The organism is Burkholderia ubonensis (assembly GCF_902833085.1).
Classification (GTDB): Bacteria; Pseudomonadota; Gammaproteobacteria; order Burkholderiales; family Burkholderiaceae; genus Burkholderia; species Burkholderia ubonensis.
This window is the reverse complement of sequence record NZ_CADFEB010000003.1, coordinates 58846-82743: the sequence shown is the minus strand read 5'-3', so window position 1 is coordinate 82743 and position 23898 is coordinate 58846. Positions and strand designations below refer to the sequence as shown.

Here is a 23898-nt window from a genome sequence, read left to right as displayed (position 1 = left end):
TTGACGGCCTGACGTCATTTCAAACGTTGCACCTCCCGGAAAAGCCGTCGCGAAGCCCGCCATCAACTTCTTCGAATGCTATCTGATGGTCCCGGTTGCCCTGTGCATCGTCGCCTCGATGACGTCCCTGGGTTGGGTGTTCATTCGCTGCCTGTTCGCGCCCGGAGATTCAAAACCCTGGTGCATGTCAATCACCGCCGCTGCCCCGCATTTGTTCCCGCGACGCAAGACTGTTGGTCCACGGTGGGTGTTCGAACTCCGGCCCGACGCGCCTAGAGTCTGGTCCATCGGATTCATCGATCCGGTCGGCACCGAAGCCGAAAACCAGTCACCTGTCGAGGCATATCATGAGCACGTCCAAAGTCATCATCGTCACCGGCGCATCGCAAGGCATCGGCGCGGAAACGGTCAACGCATTCCGCGCCCAGGGTCATCGCGTCGTCGCGACATCCCGGTCGATCCGGCCGTCGAACGATTCCGATCTCGTCACCGTTGCAGGCGACATCGGCGATCCGGCCGTCGCGCAACGCGTGGTCGACACCGCAATCGAGCACTTCGGCCGGGTCGACACGCTCGTCAACAACGCCGGCGTATTTATCGCGAAGCCGTTCACGCAATACACCGCGGACGACTATGCAGCCATCACCCGCGTGAACCTGGACGGCTTCTTCCACATCACGCAGCGCGCGATCGCGGCAATGCAGCAGCACGGCGTCGGGCACGTGGTCAGCATTACAACGAGCCTCGTCGACCACGCGAACAGCAACGTGCCGTCGGTGCTGGCGTCGCTGACGAAAGGCGGGCTGAATGCGGCGACGAAATCGCTCGCGATCGAGTACGCGAAGGCCGGCATCCGTGTGAACGCTGTATCGCCGGGCATCATCAAGTCGCCGATGCATGCGCCCGACATGCACGCGACGCTCGCATCGCTGCATCCGGTCGGCCGGATGGGCGAAATGAGCGACATCGTCGGCGCGATCCTGTATCTCGATTCGGCACCGTTCGTCACCGGCGAGATCCTGCATGTGGACGGCGGCCAGAGTGCCGGACATTGAGCGGCAACGTTGTCGGCACGCGGCGGCGCGGCCGGATACGGCTAGCGCCGCGCCCGCTTGCCGGGAGCCTGCTGCAAATGTTCGACGAGAAAGTCGACGAATACGCGCACGCGCGACGACAGATATCGTGCATGCGGATACAGCAGCAAGAACGGCCGTGACCGGCCGCCCTGGCCGGACAGCACCTCCGCAAGCGTTCCCTCCGTCAGATCCCGTTCGACGATGAAGCGATAGGTCTGGAACAGGCCCGCGCCGCTGCGCGCGAGCGTGACGCCGGCGAGAACATCGCCCGACGTGCCGTAGCCGCCGGCCGTCGCGACGTCGATTTCCTCCGATCCGTCATTGAACAGCCACGGAATTAGCCGGCCACTGCTCGGGAGCTCGAACTGGATGCATTCGTGTTTATGCAGGTCGTCGATGGCGCGCGGCACGCCGGCGCGCTTCAGATAGCCGGGCGTCGCGACGACGACGAGTTCGGCGTCCTCCAGCTTGCGCGCGACCAGGCTCGAATCCGCCGGCGCGCGGCCGCGGATCGCAAGGTCGAAACCTTCCTCGGCGAAGTCGATGTTGCGGTTGCTCAGGTGGGTTTCGACGCGCACGTCCGGATAGCGTTCGCGAAACGCAGGCAGCAGAGGCAGCACACGATAGTGCCCGTACGGCGTCGGCATGCTGATCCGGAGCACGCCGGCGGGCGTCGCCTGCTCGCCGGTCACTTCGCGCTCCGCGTCGACGAGTTGCGACAGCGCATCGCGGCATTGCTCGAAATAGCGCCGGCCGGAATCGGTCAGGCGAATCTGCCGCGTCGTGCGCACGAACAGCCGCACGCCGAGACGCTCCTCGAGCCGCGCCACCGAGCGGCTGACCGCGGCCGGCGTGACGCTCGCCGCGGTTGCCGCCAGCGTGAAGCTGCCGAGTTCGGCCGCGAGACAGAACAGCTCGATGCTGCCCAGCAGCAAGTCGTCGAATTTTCGTTGCATGGGGCGTTCCTGCCATCTCCGGTATGGGGCGCGCGGTGAAGCAACGAGTGTGCACGAATATCGCGCGGGAAACCAGCGCGCGGCGCGACGCGATTCGTTACATCGTGTCCCGAATCAATTGCGCCGCCGGCATTTACCGGCTGCGGCCGCACAACTAGAGTACCTGACAGGCAACACCGATCTCCCGATCCAATTTCCCTCAAGGAGAACGACATGAACGTCGAACAGAAGCTGGCCGAACTCGGCCTCGCGTTACCCGAACCGCCGAACCCGCTCGGCAACTATACGGCCGTCAGCGAAGCCGGCAACCTGATGTTCGTGTCGGGGCAACTGCCGCTCGTCGACGGCAGGCTCGCCTATACCGGCCGTGTCGGCGAGCAGCTAAGCGTCGACGCAGGCCGCGACGCCGCCCGGCTCGCGGCTCTGAATGTGCTCGCACAAATCCACCGGCATTTGCGCGGGTTCGATCGCCTGCGCAAGATCGTGCGCATCGAAGGGCACGTGAGTTCGGCCGACGGCTTTTTCGGGCAGCCGGCGGTGATCGACGGCGCGTCGGATCTGTTCGCGGCCGTGCTCGGCGGCAAGGCGGGACACGCGCGTTCGGCATTTTCACAGCGCCAGTTGCCGGGCGACGCGGCCGTCATTCTTGTCGTGATCGCGGAGATCGATCCGGCTTGACGTTCCGGATACGTTGAAATACACGATATCGCATTCGGTCTGATCGCATCTGATAAAACACTGCCAACTGACGGCGCCGGTCATGGCAGCGACGCCGTCGCGGCCACGCAGTCGGGCAGCCGGCACGCGACGCGCATCGCCGGGCGCTCGCTTTATCTCGGTCATCGAGCGTGGCGTGACGGAATCGGTCGTCAATGTTCACCAAATAAAGCGCATGCGATGTAATCACGTGCGCTTTTCAACTTCGAGCGACCGGATTTATGCGCGTTGCGGCTTCCGGCGGTCATTGCGCCGTTCGCCGCGATTGCCGACATGAGCCCTGCATCGTTCGACGCTTTATGTGAGCTGATCGCCGGCACGTGCCTGCAGCCCGCGGATCGCACGATCAGGAGTCCAGTGCATGCTGCAAACGGTCGATCGCAGCCCGTGTTTCGCGTTCGAGCGTCGCGAACAGCTCAGCGGCCGGCAGCGAGCGCACCAGCGGCGCCGCCTGCCCCGCCCACTGCGCGCCGTAGCCGAATTCGCCCTTCGCCTTCGCGGCCGCATGCAGCGTCTTGCCCGCGTCATACGCGATCGGATATGCGGGCACGGACGGCGCATGCGGATCGTCGCCGAGCGCGGTCAGCCGGTTCACGATGCCGCGAGCGATCCGGCCCGAGATCGCGGACGTAAACGTCGTGCGGCGCGCGGCGTCGCCGAGAATCGCGCGGCGATAGCCGTCGTCGATCGACGTCTCAGGGCACGCGACGAACGCCGTGCCGAGTTGCGCGGCTTGCGCGCCGAGCGCAAGCGCGGCGGCGATGCCTTCGCCGTCCATGATGCCGCCGGCGGCAATCACCGGCAGCGGGCATTCACGCACGATCAGGCGCGTCAGGGCGAATGTGCCGTAGCGATCGTCGTGGGCGGTCGAATCGAACACGCCGCGGTGCCCGCCGGCTTCGATGCCTTGCGCGACGATAGCGTCGATGCCGGCGGCGGCGATCTGTCGTGCTTCGTCGAGATTCGTCGCGGCCGCGAACAGCGTAATGCCCGCGCGCTTCAGCGCGGCGATCACGTCCGCGGACGGCAGCCCGAAGTGGAAGCTGACGACCGCCGGTTTTTCTTCGACGAGCATCGCCTGCATTGCACCGTCCTCGACGAAGCTCGTATAGATCTCCGACAGCGATGCGGGCGGCGTCGCGCCGTATTCGCGGAAGGCCGGCGCGAGCCAGTCGAGCCACGCGCGTTCGACGGCTGCGTCGCCTCGGGCCGGACGATGACAGAACACGTTGATGTTGAACGGCCGGTCGGTAAGCGCGCGCGTGTCGCGGATCATCTTGCGCGCGCCGTCGGCGTTCGTCGCGCCGACGCCGAGCGAGCCGAGCCCGCCCGCGTTCGACACCGCGGCGGCGAGCGCCGGTGTGCTGACGCCGGCCATCGGCGCCTGGACGATCGGCACGCGAATGCCGAGCGTGCGCAACAGCGTCCGGTTTTCGGTCGAATCATTCATGCCGGTTGCCTCCTGCAATACTCACATCGAAATGCTTCTGCCGTAAGCGGCCCTCTGTTTCGAAAACGTCGCGCAACCATGCGATGAATTGTCCGTGTCTCCGCTTCCGGCCAACGCATTCGCAACTGCCCCCATCCTACGCCAGGCCGCGGTCCGCAACCCATCGCTATCGGCCGCGCGCCCAGTGCACGAGTGCCGCACAGGCGGCCAGCAGCGCACCCGTCACGAAGAACACCGAATGCAGGCCGAGCGCGACGCCGATTTGCCCGCCGATCACGGGGCCGACCACCTGCCCGCTGAACTGGGCGGACTGCAGGTAGCCGAGCATCTGCCCCGTCGCGCGCTCGTCGACCGACTGCCGGACGAGCTTGCCGATCGACGGCAGCAACCCCGCGAGCGTCATGCCCATCAGCACGCGCAGCGCGGCGAGCTGCCACCAGTGCGTGACGAACGCCTGCGGCACCATCGCGAGCGCGGTCAGCAGCAGACAGCCGATGATCACGTTCCAGCTGCCGATCCGGTCGGCCAGCGCGCCGAGCCGCGCGGCGGTCAGCATGCTGCCGAGCGCCGAACATGCCATCACGACTCCTGCAACACGTGCGAGGCGATCGCCGCCTACGCCGAGGTCGCCGATATAGACCGTGATGATCGGTTCGATCGACATGTTCGCGAGCAACACCATCATCGCCGACACCAGCAGCGCGGCGACCGCGGCGCGATTCGTGCGGTGCGCGGTGCTCGCGGCGGCAGCGGCGATGCGCGTTTTCGCGTCGGAGTTCGCGTTGAAGTCTTCCTTCACGACGAAGATCGTCAGCAGCGCGGCGACGGCGATCATCGCGCCGCCGACGAAGAACGTGCCGCGGATACCGATCCAGCCCGGCAGCAAACCGCCGACGAGCGGCCCGACGAGATTGCCCGCAAGCGCGCCGGTCGACAGGATGCCGAGCGCCCAGCCCGCGCGCTCGCGCGGCGCCTGCGTGCCGACCATCACGGTGGATGCCGACGCGTAGCCGCCGACGAGCCCCGCGATCAGCCGCAGCGCGACGAGTTCGACCACGTTGTGCGCGATACCGATCAGCGACATCACGACGGCCATCCCGATCGCCGCGCGCACGAGCATCGGCTTGCGGCCGAAGCGGTCCGCGAGGCGGCCCCACAGCGGCGCGGTGACCGCCGTGCCGAGAAACGTCGCGCCGAACGCGATGCCCGACCACTGGATCACGGCCGACTGCGCGTCGACGCCGAGTTGCCGCACGTACAGCGGCAGAAACGGCAGCAGCATGCTCAGGCTGACGAGCGTCGTGAACGACCCGAACACGCAGACGGCGAGATTGCGTCGCCAGTAGCGCGCATTGCGTTCGGCATAACTGGCGCCGGGCCGTTCGGCGAGCTGCCCGGCGAGCGCGTGTACGGTCGTGCTCATTGCGCCCTCGGCAGGGTAAGCGGATCGGCCGGGCCGACGGTGAACACCGTGCCGCGCGATACGTTGAATGCATGCGCACTCGGCTGGTACAGCAGCGCTCGATGCATGGCGACCTCCATTCGCTGGACGGGCGCACGGTGCGCCCGTCGGTTGAAGGCAGTCTAGATTGAGCCGGCTGCCGAGAGAATCGCCGTCACGTGAAAGCCATTCTTCCGCGATCCGGTTCAGTGGTCGTCGGTAATGGCCGCCAGCCGCGCGAAGTGCTCGCGCAGGCGCGGCGCCGCGAAATCGACGAACGCGCGCACCTTCGGAACCGACAGCCTCCCGTAAGGTGTGACGAGATGAATGGGCAGCGGCGCATGTTCGCTGTCGCGCAGCACGATCCGCAGCAAGCCGTCCCGTACGTGCTCGGCAACGTGATATGAAAAAAGTCGTGTGACACCGTGGCCCGCGACGGCCGACGCGATCGCGCCACGGATCGTGTTGACGATGAAGCGCGGCGCGAACTGGACGACTTGCGGAAGCGCCGATGAGCCGGATGGCGGAAAGCTCCAGGAGTCGAGCCCGAAGTGCGTCATCGAGATGATCCGGTGCTGCGCGAGATCGGCCGGCGTATCGATCGCCGGATGCTTGGCCAGGTAGTCGGGCGATGCTACAACGACACGCCGAACTGCGCCGATCGGAATCGCAACGAGCGTGGAATCGGCCAGGTGCGCGATGCGCAGCGCGACGTCCATCCCTTCGTCGATCAGGCTGACGGGACGGTCGAGCAGTTGCAGGCGGATCGACACGGCCGGATGACGTTCGATGAATTCGTCGAGGAGCGCGCGCAGCACGTCCTCGCCCGCGGCAACCGGTGCGGTGACCGTCAGCATGCCGCGCGGCGCCGAGCGTTCGTCGGCGATCAGCATGTCGGCTTCCTCGAGATCGGACAGGATGCGGCGGCACGCGGCAGCGTAGCGTTCGCCGGCTTCGCTCAGCCGAATCGTCCGGGTGGTCCGGTACAGCAGCGCGGTGCCCGTGTGCTCCTCGAGGAACGCGATTGCGCGGCTGACCGCCGCCGGCGACCGGCCGAGCCGCCGGCTCGCGCCCGCAAGGCTGCCTTCGTCCAGTATGGCGACGAACACCTTCATCGCATCGATTCGATCCATGGCGTATGTGGGCGCAAGCGGTCCGTGTGAGTGGCGGCGGGCAAGCGAGCGTGCAGTCTACCGCAGCGGGAAAGCGACGTCCGCCGACGCTCGATCGTGCATCGAAGGGCCGAGTATGCACGCCGGGAAAGCCGCGGCGGCCTGGAGAAGACGCGTAAGCCGAAACGGCGGCCGCGGCGGCGAACAGCTCGATGATCATCGGCGTTCAAGGTAAGCATCGACATGCCGATCACCGGCCCGCCGCTGTTGATTCACGCCCCATTCGTGTGACGAATGGTTTAGCATGCAATCGTGCTGATGAACCACACCTGCGTGTGGGAGCGAGCGCGCAGCACGCGACGTAGCCGAAGTCCAAATGTTTCCGCCGATACGCGACAGGCTCGCGCCGCACTCGGCGAGCGTGGTGCGCATCGGCGCGCCGCGCGTCATCCGCATTCCACCCGGCTCGCATCCGGCAGCAGCAACGGCTTGCCGGCCCAGGCGGCTACGGCTACACGCGCAACGCGCACAGCAACCACGCGTTGCCGCGTCGGCACGCGATCCGCATCACGATCCCGCGAGCATCCCGATTCAAGCGTCATTCAGCAGTGCCTTCGCCGCCAGGCGACGCCCGTTCATCGGGCTCTTCGACACGATTTCCCTTGCCCACGAGCAAATGGAGGAGATATGAAGGCGCGTCTTGATACGAGGAAAATCTTCAGCTATTTATTCGCCTTTTTCATTGCCTTTCTCGCGAGCTGTTCCGATCACGACGACATTTCCGGCGATGGTGATCCGCCCGCATCCGCGCTCGCGTTCCGGCTCGACCGCGGCGGACAGATCAACGCGTTCTATCGGCAGGACAAGATCGCCGCACATCTGCTGATGCGCGCATCGACGAAGCCGCGCCTGCTCGTCGTGTTTCCGGCCGGCAACAGCGGCACGGGCCTCTGGTTCGACGACACGGCGCAGCCCGTCAACTGGCGCCAGGACACGCCGATTTCACCCGCGACCACGCAGGACGCGTCGGGCCGGACGCTGTACGGCATCCGCGTCGACGTATCGGCCGATACGAACCACCTGTCGATCCGGCAGGCGCTGCTCAGCTCCGTGCGCTTCCTGCGCGACTACAACGGCGGCGCGACCGTGCCGACCGACATCGTCGCGCAGCCGTCCGTGTCCGGCAACGTCGCGCTCTGGCAGCGCAATCGCGTCGACGGTGCGCCGGGCTACGCGCTGCGCGTCACGGCGATCGACGGCAATGCGATCGCCGCTGACGGCGCCGGCAAGCTGCTGCTGCAATCGCCGTCCGGCGTGCCGGTGCTGCGGCTGCGAATCGAGGCGTTCAGCGGCGAGACGCCGCTGCAGCCGATCACGCACGCGAATCTGTTCACGTCGGCGGTCAATCCCGATCCGTTGAGCCAGAACGTATTCGAATTCCTGAGCTTCAGCGACAAGCTGCTCGCGGGCTCGTGGCAGTACGACACCTACTTCGGCCGCGACACGCTGATCTCGGTACGCATGCTGATGCCGGTGCTGCAGCCCGACGTGATCGAGGCCGGGCTCGGCTCGGTGCTGAGCCGCCTGTCGCCGGACGGCAAGGTCGCGCACGAGGAAGGCATCGGCGAATTCGCGCTGATAGACAACCGGAAGCACGGCCGCCCGAACGATCCGACGCCGGCCTACGACTACAAGATGATCGACGGCGACTACATGCTCGCGCCGATCATGGAGGACTGGCTGATCGAGGATCCGCGCGGGCAGGCGCGTGCCGCCGCGTATCTCGCGCAAAAGGGCGGCGATGGCGTGACGAACGGCAGCCGCTTCGTCGCCAATCTGCTGCGCGTCGCGCAGACCGCGCAGCCGTTCGCGCAGCAGGCGCTCGCTGCGAACCTGATCCATCTGCGTCCCGGCGAAATCGTCGGCAACTGGCGCGACAGCACCGACGGCATCGGCGGCGGCGTCTACCCGTACGACGTGAATGTCGCGCTCGTGCCGGCCGCGCTGCGCGCGACGAGCAACTTCCTCGCACGCGGGCTGCTCGACCCGTACCTGAGCGCCGACCAGCGTGCCGTGCTCGCGAACGCGGGCGCGGCGGCCGATGTCTGGGAGCGCGCCGCGCCGCCGTACTTCCAGGTGGCCGTTACACCGAACGACGCGCGCGCGAAGCTCGCCGCGTATGCGCCGCAGGCGGGCGTGCCGGTCGCCGTGGTGCCGAACACGGCGTTGCAGTTCGACGCGATCGCGCTCGACGCGAGCGGCAACCCGATTCCGATCATGCACTCGGACGGCGGCTTCGTGCTGCTGTTCGGCAATCCGTCGCCCGCGCTGCTCGCGCGCATCGTCACCGACGTGATGCAGCCGTTCCCGGTCGGTCTCGTGACCGACGTCGGCATGCTGATCGCGAATCCGGCGTACGCGGACCCGACGCTGTGGCCGCGCTTCACGAGCTCCGCGTATCACGGCACGGTGATCTGGTCGTGGCAGCAGGCGATGTGGGTCGCGGGCCTCGACCGTCAGCTCGCGCGCACCGATTTGCCGAGCGACGTGCGCACGCTGCTCGCGGAGGCACGCCAGCAGATCTGGCAGGTGATCGCGAACGCGAAGGACATGCGCTCGACCGAGATGTGGTCGTGGTCGTACGCGAACGGGCAATACCAGACGGAGGCGTTCGGCACGCGCAGTGCCGACGTGACGGAGGCGAACGCCGCGCAACTGTGGAGCACGACATATCTGGCGATCCAGGATCCGCAATTGCGCGCGGGCAAGTACTGGTGGGAAGCGCGCGCGGCCGGCGGCGACACGCCGCGGCGCGGCTCGACGGAGGCGGCGGCAGGGGATGCCGCCAATGCCGTGAAAGGCGCGGCGCAGCGGCCGCCTCGCGCCATATGACCTGAAGCGCGAACGGGCGTCGCAGGCCACCTGCAAGGAGGCGATCGCGTATTGCGAATCGGCGCAGGACTACGTGTCGCGAGAAATCCGCGAGCACATTCTCGACGACACGGAGAAACACATCGACTGGCTCGAGACGCGGCCCGACTGCGTGCGGCACGTGCGTTACATGTGCCACTTGACCGTGGCGGTCAGCGTGCGCGGCGCGCCCGGCATGTTGTACATGTCGGCATTGCCGTGCGCGGAGATGTAGTAGCGGCGGCCGAACAGGTTGTCGAGCGTCAGCGTCACATCGACCTTCTTGCTGCGATAGCCGGCGCCGAGGTTGAACACCGTAAACGACGGCAGCGTGACGAGATCGCTCGCGGACGTGTAGCGCGCCGACTGGAACTGCACGCCGGACGCTGCGTAGAAACCATACGGCAGCTCGCGCTTCAACCACAGGTTCGCGCTATGGCGCGGCATCAGCCCGGGCGTGTTGCTGGACAGCGCCAGCCCGGCCGACGTCGCCTGCGGCGAGCCGTCCACCGTGCCGTTCAGATACGCATAGCCGGCGTACACCGACCACTTCGGCGCGATCTCGCCGGAGAAGCCCAGTTCCATCCCGCGCACGTGCTGCGTGCCGATCGGCAGCGCATAGCCGGGATGCGCCGGATCGCCGATCTGCTGGTTCGTCTGGCGCATGTCGAACAGCGCGATGCTCGCCAGCGCCTTGCCGCCGAGATCGAACTTCGAACCGATTTCGTACGCGGTGGTTTTCTGCGGCGCCAGCGCCGCGCCGTTCGCGAACGCGCCGGAACTGATCAGCGTATCGGCGAGCGGCGAGAACGACTGGCTGAACGACCCGTACAGCGTGAGCCAGTCGAGCGGCTCGTAGATCAGGCCGACGCGCGGGCTCCATGCGCGATCGGTGCGGTCGAGGTTGACGTTCGATGGCGTGTAGTCGTGGCGGATCTGGTTCAGGTAGTCGAAACGCAAGCCGGCGAGCACCTTCCAGTGCTCCGTCAGCGAGATCAGGTCCTGCGCGTAGACGCCGACGAGGCCGGTGACGGTCGACGCATTCGTCCGCGCGGGCGTGCCGGCCGGCACGCCGGGCAGATTCACGAGCTGCGGATGGTAGAGATCGTAGGTTGCCACCTTCGACGCGTTGTAGATCGTGTCGAACTTCTGCTGCTGCGACAGCTCGAGCCCGTACAGCAGCTCGTGGCGCATGCCGAACAGCGCCGTCTTCTGCGTCAGCTCGAATACGCCGTCGACGCCGTGATCGGTGCGCTGCCGCGTCGACTGGTCGAGCGTCACGGTCGGACGCGCGGCGGTCCTGATCGGCTGGAACGTCACGTAGTTCTTCCGCTCGAGCGAGAAATCGTACGCACGGATCGCGCCGTGGAACGACAGCGAATCGCTGAAGCGATGATCGAGCGACACGGTCGCACTCTTCGCCGACACATCGTTGTACGAACTGTTTGCCGCATCGGCCGAGCCGTAGTACGTGTTGATCGGCACGTCGACCGGCCGGCCAAGATACGCGGGGATCCCCTGGTCGGCGGTGCGCCGGTCGTGCAGGTAGTCGAACTCGACGTTGAGCACCGTGTCCGGGCTCAGCTTGAACTGCGCGGACGGCGCGATTGCCTGACGGTTCAGCTGGAACTGATCGCGGAAGCTGTTCGAGTTCTCCACCGCGCCGGTGATGCGAAAGCGCGCCGCGTCGTTCGCATTCCAGCCGAGGTCGAAGTCGCTGCGCCGCTCGCCGCGCGTGCCGAGCGTCACGCCGACGTCGCGCACCGGGTTCGCCTGCGGCCGCTTCAGCACGCGGTTGACTATGCCGCCCGCCGAGCCGCGGCCATACAGCACGGCAGCCGGCCCCTTCAGCACTTCGACGCGCTCGACGTTCGACAGGTCGCGGTAGTACAGCGCGTCGTCGCGAATCCCGTCGACGTACTGGTCGGTGATGCTGTTGAAGCCGCGAATCGTGATCTGGTCGCGCTGGCCGTCGCCGACCGAGAAGCCGACGCCCGGCACGTTGCGCAACGCGTCCTGCATCGACGTCGCATTCTGGTCCTCGATCACCGCGTGCGGCACCACGTTCACCGTCTGCGGCACGTCCATCAGCGACATGTCGGTCTTGGTCGCCGAACGCGAGCGACTCGCATCGTATGCCGCGCGTTCGGCGGCGGCGTTGACGGAAATCGTCGGCAGCGTGGCCGGCGTGTCGCTTGTCTGGGCAAACGACGTTTTTGCGCCGGCGAGCGATGTCGCGATCAGGAGCGCGCGGCAGGCATTCTTGTTGAGTTTCATCGGATACGAAAGAAAAACGGTCGACGGATCGGCTTCTGCAGACATGAAAAAGGCCGCGGCGTCCGACCCGCGGCCTGTAATATCTCGAAATATTAAATGATAATGATTCGCGTTTTTAATCAATATCCCGATCTGTCGCCTGCCTGCAACAAGCCATGCGTCAGACGGTGCGTTTCATCGCACCGGCATTTCCGATTTCTGACAATTTGCTTTCGCCAAAGGTGTTTCCGATGATGCGGTCACGAACGCGCGGCCGGATTGCGCTACTGTCCGGCCGGCCCGCCGCGCTTGAGTTTCGCTTGCCGCCGCGCACGGTCATTGACGATCTGATGCCGCCGATGGTCGGTCATCTTCTTCCACGCGCGCGCTTCTTCGAGCGTGCGAAAGCAGCCGACGCAGAAGCCCGTGCTGCGGTCGAACGAGCAGACGTCGATGCAAGGTGACTTGACCGCCATCGCCTACGCCGCCGAATGCGGATGCACGACTTCGACGGTCAGGTGCGAAAGGCCTGCAACGTGATCGAGAAGGTCATGGTAGAAACGCGCATCGCGGCCGCCGTCAAGTGTGGTCACCGACACGACCGCGCTCATGTGGCCCGGCCCGAGACGCCAGGCGTGCAGGTCCGTCACCCGGTCTCCGCCGTCTTCGATCAGGCTGCGCACACGCTGCGCGAATCGCGGATCCGATTCCATGTCGAGCAGGATGCGGCCCGTGTCGCGCATCAGCCCGTACGACCAGTTCGCGATCACCAGCGCGCCGACGATGCCGGCCAGCGGGTCCATCCAGACCCAGCCGAATGCGCGTGCGAGCACGAGGCCGGCGATTGCGAGCACCGATACCGCCGCGTCCGCCATCACGTGAGCGTATGCCGAGCGGATGTTGTGATCGCGCGTCGTGGCCGCGTGCGGGTGCGCGTCGCCATGATCGTGATCGTGCTCGACGCATGCGGTTTTCGATGCATCGTCGTGCGCGTGTTCGTCATGAGCGTGGCCATGCGCGTGATCGTGATGATGCCCGTGGCCATGATGATGGTCGTGCCCATGGCCGTGATGGTCGCCGCCCAGCAGCCACACGCTTGCGAGATTGACGAGCAGGCCGAGCACCGCAATCGGAATCGCTTCGCCGAAACGAATCGGCACCGGCGACAGAAAACGCGACACCGCCTCGTATCCGATCAGCAACGCGATCATTGCAAGCACGATCGCGCTCGTGAATCCCGCGAGGTCGCCGAGCTTGCCGGTGCCGAATACGAACCGCCGGTCGCCCGCATGCTTGCGCGCATACGTATAGGCCAGCGCCGCGATCAGCATCGCCCCCGCGTGCGTGGACATGTGCAGGCCGTCGGCGACGAGCGCCAGCGAGCCGAACATGCTTCCGCCAACGATTTCCGCGACCATCATCACGCTGCACAGCGCAATCACCGCCCACGTCCTGCGTTCGTTCTGCTCGTGCGCCGCGCCCAGGAAAATGTGGTCGTGTCCCGCGCCGAATGCCGCATCCTTGAAATCGCTCATGTCGTGTCTCACTTGAAGTAGCTGTGCACGACTTCGATCAGTTGCTCGGTCGCGCTGCCCTCGTCATGACCGCCGTCGTGCTCGGCATCGACGAGGTGCGTGCGAATGTGATCCTCGAGCACGACGGCCAGCAGCCCGTTCATCGCGCCACGACAGCTCGTGATCTGCTGCAGGACCTCGTTGCAGCCGCGCTCTTCCTCGAGCGCGCGCTCGATCGCCTCAATCTGCCCCTTGATGCGGCGGACCCGATTGAGCAGCTTCTGTTTTTCGCGGACGGTGTGACTCATCATTGGCCTCCATATAGGGAGGGGGAGTATACCTCATAGGCTCAAAACAATATAGGGTACAGGGGTATATCATCTGGAACGCGTGGCATCACGCGATTGCGGGCCGAATAGTCTCTTCGTCATCCGAATCGTCCAGGTCGATCCACACGCTACCCCGGCGTGGCGAGCGGCATCTCCGGGCAGCGCACCACCTGCGGCGCGCTGCCCGTGCCGACTATGGATTCCGCCGGACAGACGAGCACCCGGCGCATCGCCAGCGTCGGGAAATCTCCACGATCAATCAGGATAACGAAACGGAAGCCGCAAGCGAAGTCGTCGGCGCGTCGACTGTCCGGGGCTCATTGAGCGGGTATTCGAACCCGCCGTCGCACGGTCGCGACGGCATTCGCGCAAACCAACTGAAGATGACGGGGAATGTGCACGCTGGGATCGCGTGATAGGGACAAGTCCGGAAGTGCCGCACATTGCCCCCGGAGAACCCTGCTTGCGCCGCCGACGGTCCAGGACACGCCGGCGGTCGCGGTATCGCGTCGGCGCGTTACTCGGTTTTCGCTGCTTGCGGCTCGACCGGCGCCGCTTGCGTCGCGGTGTCCGTCGTTTGCGGCTCGGCGGTTTCGGCCTGCTGAGCCTGAGCCTCGGCCTTTTCCGGCTGCGCATCCGCCTTCGCGGCTTGTGCGGGCCCCTTCCTCTTCGGGCCGCGCGCCTTTAGCCGTCGCGCGCGCGCCGCGTCGTCCTTCGACACCCGCCCGGCTTCGTTGCCTTGCAGATCGACACGCACCGCATCCTCGACCAGGCAGGACCAGTAACGGTTGCCGCGGCACCAGGTCGACATTGCGTCGCGCAGCTCGGCTTCGGTCAGCCCCACTGCCTGCGCCTGGCCGGCGAGATCCGCCCAGATGCCGACCTTCAGCGGCACCTTCGGCGCCGGATTCTTCGGGAACGCCAGCGGGAAGCGTTTCTGCAGCTTGCCGATCGCTACGACGACCGGATCGACCGGCGCCGACGGCTTGCCGCCGGACGACGGTCTTGCGCCCGAAGGCGCTTTCGCACCGGACGACGCCTTCACGCCCGAAGCCGCCTTCGCACCGGACGGTGACTTGGCCCCCGAAGCCGGCTTGCCGCCGGACGACGGCTTGGTTCCGGAATCCGGCTGCGCCTTCGCGCGCTTCGTATTCCGCTCCTGCTTGGCCTTCGCCGCGAGTTGATCCCGCAGAGCGGCAAGTTGTTCAAAACCCATAAATTCAATCCACCAGGAATATTGAGCGTGGCTTCCACCGCGCAAACCGCGCGAGCCCGCGCCGTGCATCGCGCAACGGATCTGGATGGCGGCTTTCGGCCACTCCGTCACCGACACGGAAGATACGGCATGAGCAGCATGTCACACGCATCTGTTCGGGCACCCGGCCTCGCTGCCGGATGGAACGCAGGACAGGAGTATACCGCGCGCGTCACGTCTGACGGACTGGCGAATCTCTTTCGTTGCACGGTCAGGCATTGCCGGCGTGATGGCAAGCTATGCGGCCGAAGTCGCGGCCGCGGCTGCTTCGGCGCGCAACGTAGCCGTTTATGGGAGTACGAGGCCCGCGCCGGCTTCGCCCCGGTCCGCCGGGACTTGCGTCTCTTCGTCAAAACACGCCGAGCGCTAGACCAGCCGCGAGGCCGGCGCCGAGTTCGGCGCAGCGCGCGAGATCTTCCGCGCCGATCGTCTTCGGTGCGAGGATGCGCTCGGTCGTCTGTGCATGGGTGCACACGATCAGGCCCGGCGCCACATTATTGAGACGCCAGCCGGTCGCGATGCGATCGATCTGGCGCAATGCGTTCTGCCCGTCGCTGCCGGCGCAGATCATCGCCGCGTACGGGCGCCCGTTCACGCGGTCGAGCGCCGCGTAATAGCAGCGATCGAAGAAATCCTTCATCAACCCTGACATCGCGGCGAGATTCTCAGGCGTCGCGAACAGATATGCATCGGCCGCCAGCACGTCGTCCGGGCTCGTCTCGTCCGCGCGCTGCAGCCTGACCGACACGCCGGCCTGTTCGCGCGCCGCGCTCGCGGCCGCCTCGGCCATCTGCTGCGTGCCTCCGGTCATCGTGTGATAGACGATCAGCAGCGTTTTCATCGATGTTCGTGTGCCTCCCGCCCGATGCACGGCGCCGGCCATTTCGCGGCGACGCGATGCGGCACTCGCTCGCGCGATCCGTGCGGCATCGGTATCAGCATCGGCGCGCTTTCAATGTAGATCAAACGTCGGGTTCTCGAGATGGCGCGGTTCCACATATCTTCAACGATCGTTCCCGTCGTCGCCCCGCTTGCGCTCGTAATACGCGAGAAACATGTCGGCTGCGGACTCGGCTACCCGCTTCTGTGCCGCTTCGTCGAGCGGCGGCTGGCCCATTGTCACCTGCGGCCAGAATGCGAACGCCTTTATCGCACCCAGTAACTGAAGCGACGCGAAGGCCGGGTCCGGCGCCGTGAGCCGGCCGGCCGCGGCAGCCGCGCGAATCCATACCGTCACGTCTTCCTCCCGCTCGCCGAAACGCTCGACCATGTCGCGCGCGCGCTCGGGTGAATGAATGGCGGCGCCGATCGCGACCCGTGCGAGTGCAATGAAAGACGCATCGTTGAGGAGGCGCAGCTTGCGCGCCAGCAATTCGAGCAGTTGCCCGCGCAACGGCGCGTCGCCGCAATAGGCGGGCAGGCTGCCTGTCTGGCATGCGTCCCAGAGCTGGTGCAGGATCGCGGCAAACAGCGCGTCCTTGCTCGGAAAGTGGTTGTAGACCGTGCGCTTCGAGACATCCGCGCGTGCCGCGATGCGGTCCATGCTGGTCGCGTCGTAGCCGGCCGCAAGAAATTCCTCGATCGCGGCGCTGATGATGGCCGCCCGCTTTCGATCGGTCAGACGTTGATGAGTGGCACTCGTATTCATTTCCGAATTTTACACCCATCAGTTTACTTTCTCCGAAGATAAACTACACTGTGCAGTGTATTTTCAATTCGGATGGCTTCCATGACATCGTTCCCCGATTTCGTTCATCGCACGCTGGGCTTCTCCGCCGCGAAACGCGGCCGCATATCGTCCGCTGGGTCGCCGCAACACGACGGCGAACGCTTCCTCAATGTTGCGCCGCGTCCGGCCGAAGGACTCGGAAAGATGCTCGGCATCATGTGGAACATGCTGTTCAACAAGCCGCGCGGCGCGGTGCCGGCGGGCGCCCTTCCGGTCGATACGCTCACCCGCGCGCATCTCGACGCGGCGCCCGACCGCAGTCTGTACCGGCTCGGCCATTCGACGCTGTTGCTCAAGCTGCGCGGCCAGTTCTGGCTGACCGATCCCGTGTTCGCCGAGCGTGCGTCGCCATTCCGGCGCCTCGGCCCCAAGCGGTTCCATGCGCCGCCGATCGCGCTCGCCGACCTGCCGCCGCTACGCGGCGTGATCCTGTCGCATGATCACTACGACCACCTGGACCGCGACACGGTGCTCGCGCTGGCCGCGACGACCGGCGTGTTCCTGACACCGCTCGGCGTCGGCGATCGCCTGATCGAATGGGGCATCGACGCGGCGAAGGTGCACCAGCTCGACTGGTGGCAAAACGCGGAGATCGACGGCCTGACACTGACCGCGACGCCTGCGCAGCATTTCTCCGGTCGTAGCCTGTTCGACGGCAACAGCACGCTGTGGGCGTCGTGGGTCATCGTCGACGACGATCTGCGCGTGTTCTTCAGCGGCGACACCGGCTACTTCGATGGCTTCAGGACCATCGGCGAACGCCTCGGGCCGTTCGACGTGACGCTGATCGAAACGGGTGCGTACGACGCGCAATGGCCGTATGTCCACATGCAACCCGAAGAGACCGTGCAGGCACATATGGATCTGCGCGGCCGCTGGCTGGTGCCGATTCACAATGGCACGTTCGATCTGGCGATGCACCGCTGGCACGAGCCGTTCGAGCGCGTGACGGCGCTGGCGGCAGCACGCGGCGTCGAACTGTCGACGCCGCGCATGGGCGAACGTCTGACACTGGCTGCGCCGCATCGCGGCGAGCGGTGGTGGCGCAGCGTCGACGAGAAAGTCGAAGCGGCGAAGTCGCTGAGGCTGGCGATTTGTGCGTCGCGGGCGGCCAGGTGAGCGTTGCTTGTTCGGGCGTGTTAGTCCACGCGTCGTACATTTACCGGGGAACGGCTTGGCGGCGCTGGACGGCCGCGCGTGCTCGCCCCGACGACCGCACTCCTCGGGGCAAACGATCGTGGCGACGGACATTCTCGTTCGTCGTTTGAAATACCGGATTTCGCGGGAGGCAGAGACTGAGCTGCGAGGCGTTTCAGGCGGGCGATTCTTGTTAGGCACCGGAGCATTCAGCACGTCTACTGGCTGCCTCCACATCGCCCTACCTCTCGCATTCCACGTTTCATTTCGTCGCGGCGAGATAGCGACTTAGCGCGCTAATCAAGTGCTTGGGTGTGAGTGCGGCCCGGCTCCCGACGTCACGCGAAAAACAAATCCTTCGATATTCGTCCTTCGTGTGGTCGCCTGCAAAGTGCGGACTCGGACACGAGCACAACTTCGCGCAGGGCAACGCGGTTGTGCTCGAATGGCAGGGCGACTCACAACTGCTCAATCGAAATAGCCATCTGCATCAATTCAAACGAAGCGGGAATTCAGGCGTGGATGTTTGTCGAGGTATCGGCCGTCCTGCTGCCCGAATCGCAATACAAGCGGCAAGTTCGATATGCAAACCGCGTAGTCCTCTGCCCTGCTCTATCCAATGGCTCGAGTTCCCGGAGCGCTTCTTTTCCAAACGCGCATCGACAATAGCGACATTGCTATCGGCCCTCCTTCGTTCGCGCCTTCGTCAAGCATCGCTGTTTTTTCCGAGCGTGATGAGGAACGGGATATCGCGTTGTCACGTGACAACTCACTCGCCGCGCATCCGCCTCGAGATACGCTATCGCATCGCATTCAAGTCAGGATTTTGGATTCATCGGCCAAATATGTATCGATAACTACGAAATACGTTGCAATTGAAATGAAAAACAGCAATTTGCCAAGGAGATGACGCGCGCACCTCACGGATCGTCATTTGCCCCTGTTTTCGGCAGCGAATCCACCGAATATGCGTGAAACAACATGAAGAATCGCCCCGAAACCCTTGCCAGTCATGGGTTTGCGAGCATACCCCTATTTCGCACAGATGTTTCACGATGTGGATTGACGCCTATCCGATACCTGCGTCCGGCCATCTCGGATGACCTCTGTGGGCCCAATAACATTCCGGATCGAGCAACTGACGCTCCAACTACCTGAGCCACACGCAAGTTCAATCGTTCGGCATGGGAGTGCTCGATACTGCACCATATGCGTCAAGAAGCCGTTTGATCAACTTCGTGGATAAGCCCATCATTAATGGGGCCATATCATAGCGAGAGGACTCGCTTCCGGGTGCCCCTGCGAACTGCGCCCCGCTTTGAAAAGGCCTGCGCCCTGACTCGTGGAAGGGAATACACAACTCTCACGAAAAGCGCGCGCATCGAGGCCGTTGCAACGCAATGGCTTGAACCCAATGACGCCATTGAATCTAGACGCTGCCGCAGATCGTCAACGCAGACTGTCAATCTACCTCTGCGGGTCCGGCAACCTGCCGATCCCTGCTGCCACCCCTCAACCTGCTGCCACCCCTCAAACAAGAGCAAATCCTCGATACAGTCGCCTGTTGTCACGTGACAACTCGTCGGCAAGCGATGAGTACTGGTCCATCGCAAGTTCTCCTGTCGTTCATCCTTAGAGATATCTCGCCTCCCCTGCATGATCCAATTTCGATCGGCACGAAGCTTGTTGACGCTCACCACCGCAATTGTCACGTGACAACTCGCTATTTGGTCGCCACACCAATCATCAAATCGATCGCTACGATTTGGAATTAAGCAACTCGCCGATGAGTGATCAACTTGTCCACCCCGGGTCGTCCATCTCCATGGCAAATTGTCACGTGACAACTGCATATCTTCCGGCCGGCCATCATGCGATTGAACAAGGCACCGCATTGTTATAGACACTCGCAAAAGATCAATCGAGTGAGATTCCAAAATCTAGTTGTGGGCATCCGTTTTGAATCATCTCGTTGATCGTCCGCTCCGTTGAGAAGATGAAGTCAGCCAAAATTGCTATTGGTTCTAGATGCATGGCTTGTATCGGGTGCTCTCCAGAACGTTGGCCGTTCTGCCACTTGTCACGTGACAACAACATCGCTCGTCTGCGTTTCTCAAAAGGAACATCTTGTCTGGACATTTCTCCAAAAAATGCATATATTGCGCAAAACTCCTTGGAGGAATTTAATGGCTTTCAAGATCGCCGTCAGCAATCAAAAGGGTGGTACTGGAAAGACAACCATCTCCGTCAACATCGCCGCAGCCTTCGAGGCGGGCGGAAACAAAGTTGCGCTCATCGACGCCGATCCCCAGGGAACATCCGTCAGATGGGTCACAAGCGGCGAGAACACACTCCCGATGACCGTTCTTTCGCTCGCCCCGGCCGGTCGAGGAATCGGTGGGGAGATCAAGAAGCAGGACGCACATTTCGACGTGATCGTCGTCGACTGCCCCGGCAACCTCGAGGATCCGCGCATCGCATCGGTGCTCGAAGTCGCCGACTTCTGCCTCGTACCGCTGTCGCCATCGCCCGCGGATCTGTACAGCACCGTCGCCATGATTCGCATGATCGAATCCATGCGAGCGGTACGTAACCCTAGTCTTTCTTCCGCGCTGATGCTCAATAGCGTCAATGGAAAAACTAAAATGCGTGAAGAGATTTTAAAAATTCTAAAAGCAGAAGAAATAGGGGAGCATCTGCTGGACAGCCAGATCGCCCAACGCGAGGTCTACCGACAGACCTTCGCGCTCGGCACCACCATCCACCATCACAATCGGTACCTGAAAGGCCTCAAGGAGGCCCGTGCGGAGATCGAGAAGCTGGTCACCGAAATGGCCCAATACATCGCGTCGACGCGCGCTACCGGAACCGCTCATGGCTAAAGACACATCGAAAGAAAAGAAGGCGACGGGCAATCTCCATCTCGCGGCCGGTCTGCTGCGCGGGCTTGCGCAGGAAAACGCGGCGCTGGAGACGCGGCTGCCCGAACCGCCCGTCACGCCGTTGACCGCTGTCGCGACGCCTGCGGTCAAAGCGGTCGTGACGCTGCCCGCCGATGCGGAGGATCTCGGCGCCCCGCAAAAGGTTGCCGTGAAGGACTGCATTCCGAACCCGTTCAATCCGCGGGTGTTCTATTCGGAATCGAGCCTGCACGAGCTCGCGCTGACGTTGAAACGGGAAGGGCAGATCGAGCCGATCAAGGTGACACGGCTACCGGAGTTCCCCGGCAAGCTGGTCGTGATCGACGGGCAGCGCCGGCTGCGCGCCACGAGCATCAACGGCGACGAAACCATCAACGCCACCTTCCGCACGGATCACACGCCCGAGCAGCTCTACACGATCGCCTATCGCGCGAACCACGATCACGAGCGCCAGACGATCTTCGACGATGCAGTCGCATGGAAGCGCCTTCTCGACGAGAAGGTGTTCCCCGACCAGAACACGCTGGCGGAAAAGATCGGCAAGGACAAGGCGACCATCAGCAAGACGCTGTCGCTCAATGCCCTGACCACCACGCTCCTCGAGCGGATGGCCGCCGCAAACGACGTGGTCGGCCTGCAGGCCGCCTATTTCCTGAAGCTGATCTTCGAGCGGCTGGGCGAACCGACCGCGGACCGCCTGCTCTCTGCCGTCATCGACCGGAAAAAGTCCGTGCGCGACCTCGAGAACTTCCTGCGTGCGCAGAACGACGGGAACAAAAAGGCGGGACGGACTCGGTACAGCGTGCGCCACGATTTCGCAGTCGAATCGCGGACGATCGGGCAGTTGAAGACGTATCCCGACGGACGTGTCGACCTGCAGCTCAAAGGCGTCGACACCACTCATCAGGAAGCGCTCGCCGACAAGCTCAAAGCCGTGATCGACGCCTACGTCGCCGAGCTGCCCACCGCACAAAAGTAAGCTGCCCAAATAAAAAACCTCGCAGGGAAGCTGCGAGGTTTTTTATCAGTTTGCTGCGAGACTGCTTCTGAGCAGGAATTCCAGCAGGTCGTCCGAAGTCGGTTCGCCCCAGGTATCCAGCGCCAGCCATCTGAAGAAGCTGGTTTGCGCAAGCTTGCTCGCCTTCTTCTTCGGCGACAACGTCAGGTCCTTCGAACCGGTCACCGTCTCGTTGTAGCGCTCGATAAGCTTGGTCTGGTCATCGATTTCCAGTTCGCGGAAATACGCGCCCGCCTCATCGATCTTGGCGGCGAGATACTTGTCGCGGATCTGCTCCTGCTTGCTCTGCGCCGTCTCTTTCGCCGGCGTCGCCGTCTCCGTCGCCAGGCCGTCCGACAACGTGTAACCGTGCGTCAACGCCTTGCGAAAATACGCGCCGACATTATCGATCGGCGCCGCGTTCTTTTTCGTAGTCCGATTGAGCGTGTAGGCAATCGCGGCCTTGATGCGTTGCACGCCGTACTGGGAAATCAGCCGACGAGCCTCCGAACGCGGGACCCCGAACTTGGCCACTTCCTCGACGAGCGCTTCGTTCTTGACGTCGCCGTCCTCCACGGTATCCGCGCTCTGCTTGCGCGTCACCTTGAACTGGACCGCCTCCACACTGCGTCCGGACTTGTGCTCGATCAGCTCGAGCGTGTGGTCCGATACTTCGTTGACCTCCTGAATGCACGGCACCAGGACCTTGCTCTTGAACAGCTTGTATTCCTTGTACGACTGCGACGCCTTGTCCTGCCCCAGGATGAGGTCGCGGAATTTCGGCAACGGAATCTTCGCGGTAATGCCGATTCCTTCGTAGCGCACCGTGTTTTCCCACAGCGCGAGCGAATGCGAGCGCCGGAACTCGCGCGCGATCCGCATATCGATGAGCGCGTAGATCTCCGGATTGAGCAGTTCGCTGCGAATCTGGTCCGAAAAGCTGTACTTCAGCACCGATTGCTCGAGTTCCGCGCCGGCCAGCAGGCCCGACGCCTTCCAGACGGTCGAGCGGTCCCCGGCCAGATAGTCCCAGTTGACGACGGTGCTGATGAGCGAGTTCACCGTGTCCTTCACGTACTTCGTGTTGTTGCTGTTCAGTCCGCTTTCGTGCGAGAGCGCGGCAATCGAGATCGAAAAGCTCGTGCGGCCCGGCTCGAACGCTTCCTGCCGAAGCGCGTTCTTGATCAGCGAACTGAACATCTTGCGCTGCTGCAGACCGATCTTTCCCGACTTGGGTGCAATGTGAATCGCTTGAACCGCCTTGCGCAGCAAGTCGGGAGGCTCGGGCGTCTGGAACAGCGAGACCTGTTTGTCGGAGCCTTTGCTTGCGGGCTTTCGCGGCATCGTGGTGTCCGGATAAGGTGACCTTGTTGAGGGCGGAATTTATACCTTTTCGCCGCCGCCGGCAATGTCCCAGCTCGCAGGTCACATGCACAATCGTGGCTAACTCATCAAGCACAAAGGAGATTTTTTTGCGAGGCAATGCTCGCAAGCCCCCATAAGCATCTACCTTTTCGCGGAGTCCCTTCCCAAAAGCAGCTACCTTTGGCGGGTTGCGACCGAAGCGAGCCGGGCTTGAGCCTCATCGAAGGTAACCTTTTATGGGAATCAGACGGGCGGAACCACGATCGGCCGCCGGATTCGTGGTGCCATGCAGCAGCTCGGCATTTTTCTCCCATAACTTGCAACCTTGACGGTTTCCCATGAATGGGTACCTTTCGATCCTCGTGTATTTCGATGTTCGCGCGGCTCAGGTCGTAACGCCTCCGGATCGATCCCATAGCTGGCAACCTTTTAAAGCCCCCATAAAAGGCTCCCTTTCCGTCGAAGCGATCCTGTTTATGGGAAGGCAGGACCCGCCAGGTATCCGAATCCTGTTCGGCACACGTTGGCCCAACTCCCATAAACGGATACCTTCAAAGAGCCCCACAAATGGCTACCCAAGATGATCCTTGTGGACATTCGTCGCGCGACAGCGTGTCCGAATCCCCCCATAGACGGGTACCATTGGTGCTTCCCATAGACGGCTACCAGCGGCATTCCACCGTCAAATTCCCATAAACGGGAACCCTCCCACCATATCCACAGCCCCGATTCC

The 23898-nt window shown here is 63.8% G+C and carries 20 protein-coding genes and 2 pseudogenes; 10 read left to right on the top strand and 12 right to left on the bottom strand.

What is annotated here, in order from left to right; all coding sequences use genetic code 11:
- Positions 1 to 16 precede the first annotated feature (16 nt).
- Positions 17 to 139 (top strand): annotated as a pseudogene (locus HWX31_RS35335) (arsenical-resistance protein); the annotation flags it as partial.
- Between the two features lie 208 nt (positions 140 to 347).
- A complete protein-coding gene (locus HWX31_RS08270) occupies positions 348 to 1055 on the top strand; it encodes an SDR family NAD(P)-dependent oxidoreductase (RefSeq protein ID WP_174959269.1) in 708 nt (235 codons plus the stop codon).
- A 41-nt stretch (positions 1056 to 1096) separates the two neighbouring features.
- On the opposite strand, the gene HWX31_RS08265 is transcribed toward HWX31_RS08270, so the two are convergent.
- A complete protein-coding gene (locus HWX31_RS08265) occupies positions 1097 to 2032 on the bottom strand; it encodes a LysR family transcriptional regulator (protein ID WP_174959271.1) in 936 nt (311 codons plus the stop codon).
- A 213-nt stretch (positions 2033 to 2245) separates the two neighbouring features.
- On the opposite strand from HWX31_RS08265, the gene HWX31_RS08260 reads away from it, so the two are divergent.
- Positions 2246 to 2710: a RidA family protein gene (locus HWX31_RS08260; protein WP_059663364.1), complete on the top strand. Its 465-nt coding sequence runs from the start codon at positions 2246 to 2248 to the stop codon at positions 2708 to 2710.
- 385 nt (positions 2711 to 3095) lie between these two features.
- Here HWX31_RS08260 and HWX31_RS08255 read toward each other — a convergent pair whose 3' ends face one another.
- The 3 genes from HWX31_RS08255 to HWX31_RS08245 all read right to left on the bottom strand — a co-directional run bounded on the left by HWX31_RS08255 (position 3096) and on the right by HWX31_RS08245 (position 6773).
- Entirely contained in the window at positions 3096 to 4199 is a 1104-nt protein-coding gene (locus tag HWX31_RS08255) for an NAD(P)H-dependent flavin oxidoreductase (protein WP_059663367.1), read from the bottom strand.
- 166 nt (positions 4200 to 4365) lie between these two features.
- Positions 4366 to 5622 carry an MFS transporter gene (locus HWX31_RS08250; protein ID WP_174959273.1) on the bottom strand — a complete coding sequence of 419 codons (1257 nt, stop codon included), beginning with the start codon at positions 5620 to 5622 and terminating at the stop codon, positions 4366 to 4368.
- A 224-nt stretch (positions 5623 to 5846) separates the two neighbouring features.
- Positions 5847 to 6773, bottom strand: coding sequence for a LysR family transcriptional regulator (locus tag HWX31_RS08245; RefSeq protein WP_059616751.1), 927 nt, complete (start codon positions 6771 to 6773; stop codon positions 5847 to 5849).
- Between the two features lie 355 nt (positions 6774 to 7128).
- Between HWX31_RS08245 and HWX31_RS08240 the strand changes: the two genes are divergently transcribed.
- The 3 genes and pseudogenes from HWX31_RS08240 to HWX31_RS08230 form a co-directional block, all read left to right on the top strand.
- A complete protein-coding gene (locus HWX31_RS08240; protein WP_174959275.1) occupies positions 7129 to 7443 on the top strand; it encodes a hypothetical protein in 315 nt (104 codons plus the stop codon).
- Positions 7440 to 9644 carry a glucosidase family protein gene (locus HWX31_RS08235; RefSeq protein ID WP_174959277.1) on the top strand — a complete coding sequence of 735 codons (2205 nt, stop codon included), beginning with the start codon at positions 7440 to 7442 and terminating at the stop codon, positions 9642 to 9644. Before HWX31_RS08240 ends, HWX31_RS08235 begins: the two co-directional genes overlap by 4 nt.
- A pseudogene (locus HWX31_RS08230) lies at positions 9643 to 9897 on the top strand (ferritin-like domain-containing protein); the annotation flags it as partial. The gene HWX31_RS08235 and the pseudogene HWX31_RS08230, both read left to right, overlap by 2 nt.
- Here HWX31_RS08230 and HWX31_RS08225 read toward each other — a convergent pair.
- Entirely contained in the window at positions 9810 to 11759 is a 1950-nt protein-coding gene (locus tag HWX31_RS08225; RefSeq protein ID WP_244143681.1) for a TonB-dependent receptor, read from the bottom strand. The pseudogene HWX31_RS08230 and the gene HWX31_RS08225 sit on opposite strands and share 88 nt — an antisense overlap.
- Here HWX31_RS08225 and HWX31_RS34880 point away from each other — a divergent pair.
- Positions 11758 to 12039 (top strand): hypothetical protein, encoded by a 282-nt coding sequence (locus HWX31_RS34880; RefSeq protein ID WP_232427644.1) that lies wholly within the window; start codon positions 11758 to 11760, stop codon positions 12037 to 12039. The two genes, HWX31_RS08225 and HWX31_RS34880, sit on opposite strands and share 2 nt — an antisense overlap.
- Before the next feature lie 163 nt (positions 12040 to 12202).
- Here HWX31_RS34880 and HWX31_RS08220 read toward each other — a convergent pair whose 3' ends face one another.
- From HWX31_RS08220 to HWX31_RS08195, 6 genes are all read right to left on the bottom strand, one after another.
- Positions 12203 to 12394 (bottom strand): DUF1289 domain-containing protein, encoded by a 192-nt coding sequence (locus tag HWX31_RS08220; protein ID WP_042585350.1) that lies wholly within the window; start codon positions 12392 to 12394, stop codon positions 12203 to 12205.
- A 3-nt stretch (positions 12395 to 12397) separates the two neighbouring features.
- Positions 12398 to 13453: a CDF family Co(II)/Ni(II) efflux transporter DmeF gene (dmeF, locus tag HWX31_RS08215; protein WP_174959281.1), complete on the bottom strand. Its 1056-nt coding sequence runs from the start codon at positions 13451 to 13453 to the stop codon at positions 12398 to 12400.
- Between the two features lie 8 nt (positions 13454 to 13461).
- On the bottom strand, positions 13462 to 13740 hold the full coding sequence (locus tag HWX31_RS08210; protein ID WP_059970674.1) for a metal/formaldehyde-sensitive transcriptional repressor: 279 nt from the start codon (positions 13738 to 13740) through the stop codon (positions 13462 to 13464).
- A 538-nt stretch (positions 13741 to 14278) separates the two neighbouring features.
- Positions 14279 to 14977 (bottom strand): ProQ/FinO family protein, encoded by a 699-nt coding sequence (locus HWX31_RS08205; protein ID WP_174959368.1) that lies wholly within the window; start codon positions 14975 to 14977, stop codon positions 14279 to 14281.
- 388 nt (positions 14978 to 15365) lie between these two features.
- A complete protein-coding gene (locus tag HWX31_RS08200) occupies positions 15366 to 15857 on the bottom strand; it encodes a flavodoxin family protein (RefSeq protein WP_174959283.1) in 492 nt (163 codons plus the stop codon).
- A 162-nt stretch (positions 15858 to 16019) separates the two neighbouring features.
- A complete protein-coding gene (locus HWX31_RS08195) occupies positions 16020 to 16664 on the bottom strand; it encodes a TetR/AcrR family transcriptional regulator (RefSeq protein ID WP_174959285.1) in 645 nt (214 codons plus the stop codon).
- Positions 16665 to 16745: 81 nt separating this feature from the next.
- On the opposite strand from HWX31_RS08195, the gene HWX31_RS08190 reads away from it, so the two are divergent.
- From HWX31_RS08190 to HWX31_RS08180, 3 genes are all read left to right on the top strand, one after another.
- Positions 16746 to 17864 (top strand): MBL fold metallo-hydrolase, encoded by a 1119-nt coding sequence (locus HWX31_RS08190; RefSeq protein ID WP_174959287.1) that lies wholly within the window; start codon positions 16746 to 16748, stop codon positions 17862 to 17864.
- Between the two features lie 2204 nt (positions 17865 to 20068).
- On the top strand, positions 20069 to 20764 hold the full coding sequence (locus HWX31_RS08185; protein ID WP_059616760.1) for a ParA family protein: 696 nt from the start codon (positions 20069 to 20071) through the stop codon (positions 20762 to 20764).
- Positions 20757 to 21782: a ParB/RepB/Spo0J family partition protein gene (locus HWX31_RS08180; protein ID WP_174959289.1), complete on the top strand. Its 1026-nt coding sequence runs from the start codon at positions 20757 to 20759 to the stop codon at positions 21780 to 21782. Before HWX31_RS08185 ends, HWX31_RS08180 begins: the two co-directional genes overlap by 8 nt.
- A 45-nt stretch (positions 21783 to 21827) precedes the next feature.
- On the opposite strand, the gene HWX31_RS08175 is transcribed toward HWX31_RS08180, so the two are convergent.
- A complete protein-coding gene (locus HWX31_RS08175; RefSeq protein ID WP_059616764.1) occupies positions 21828 to 23144 on the bottom strand; it encodes a replication initiation protein in 1317 nt (438 codons plus the stop codon).
- Between the last annotated feature and the right edge of the window lie 754 nt (positions 23145 to 23898).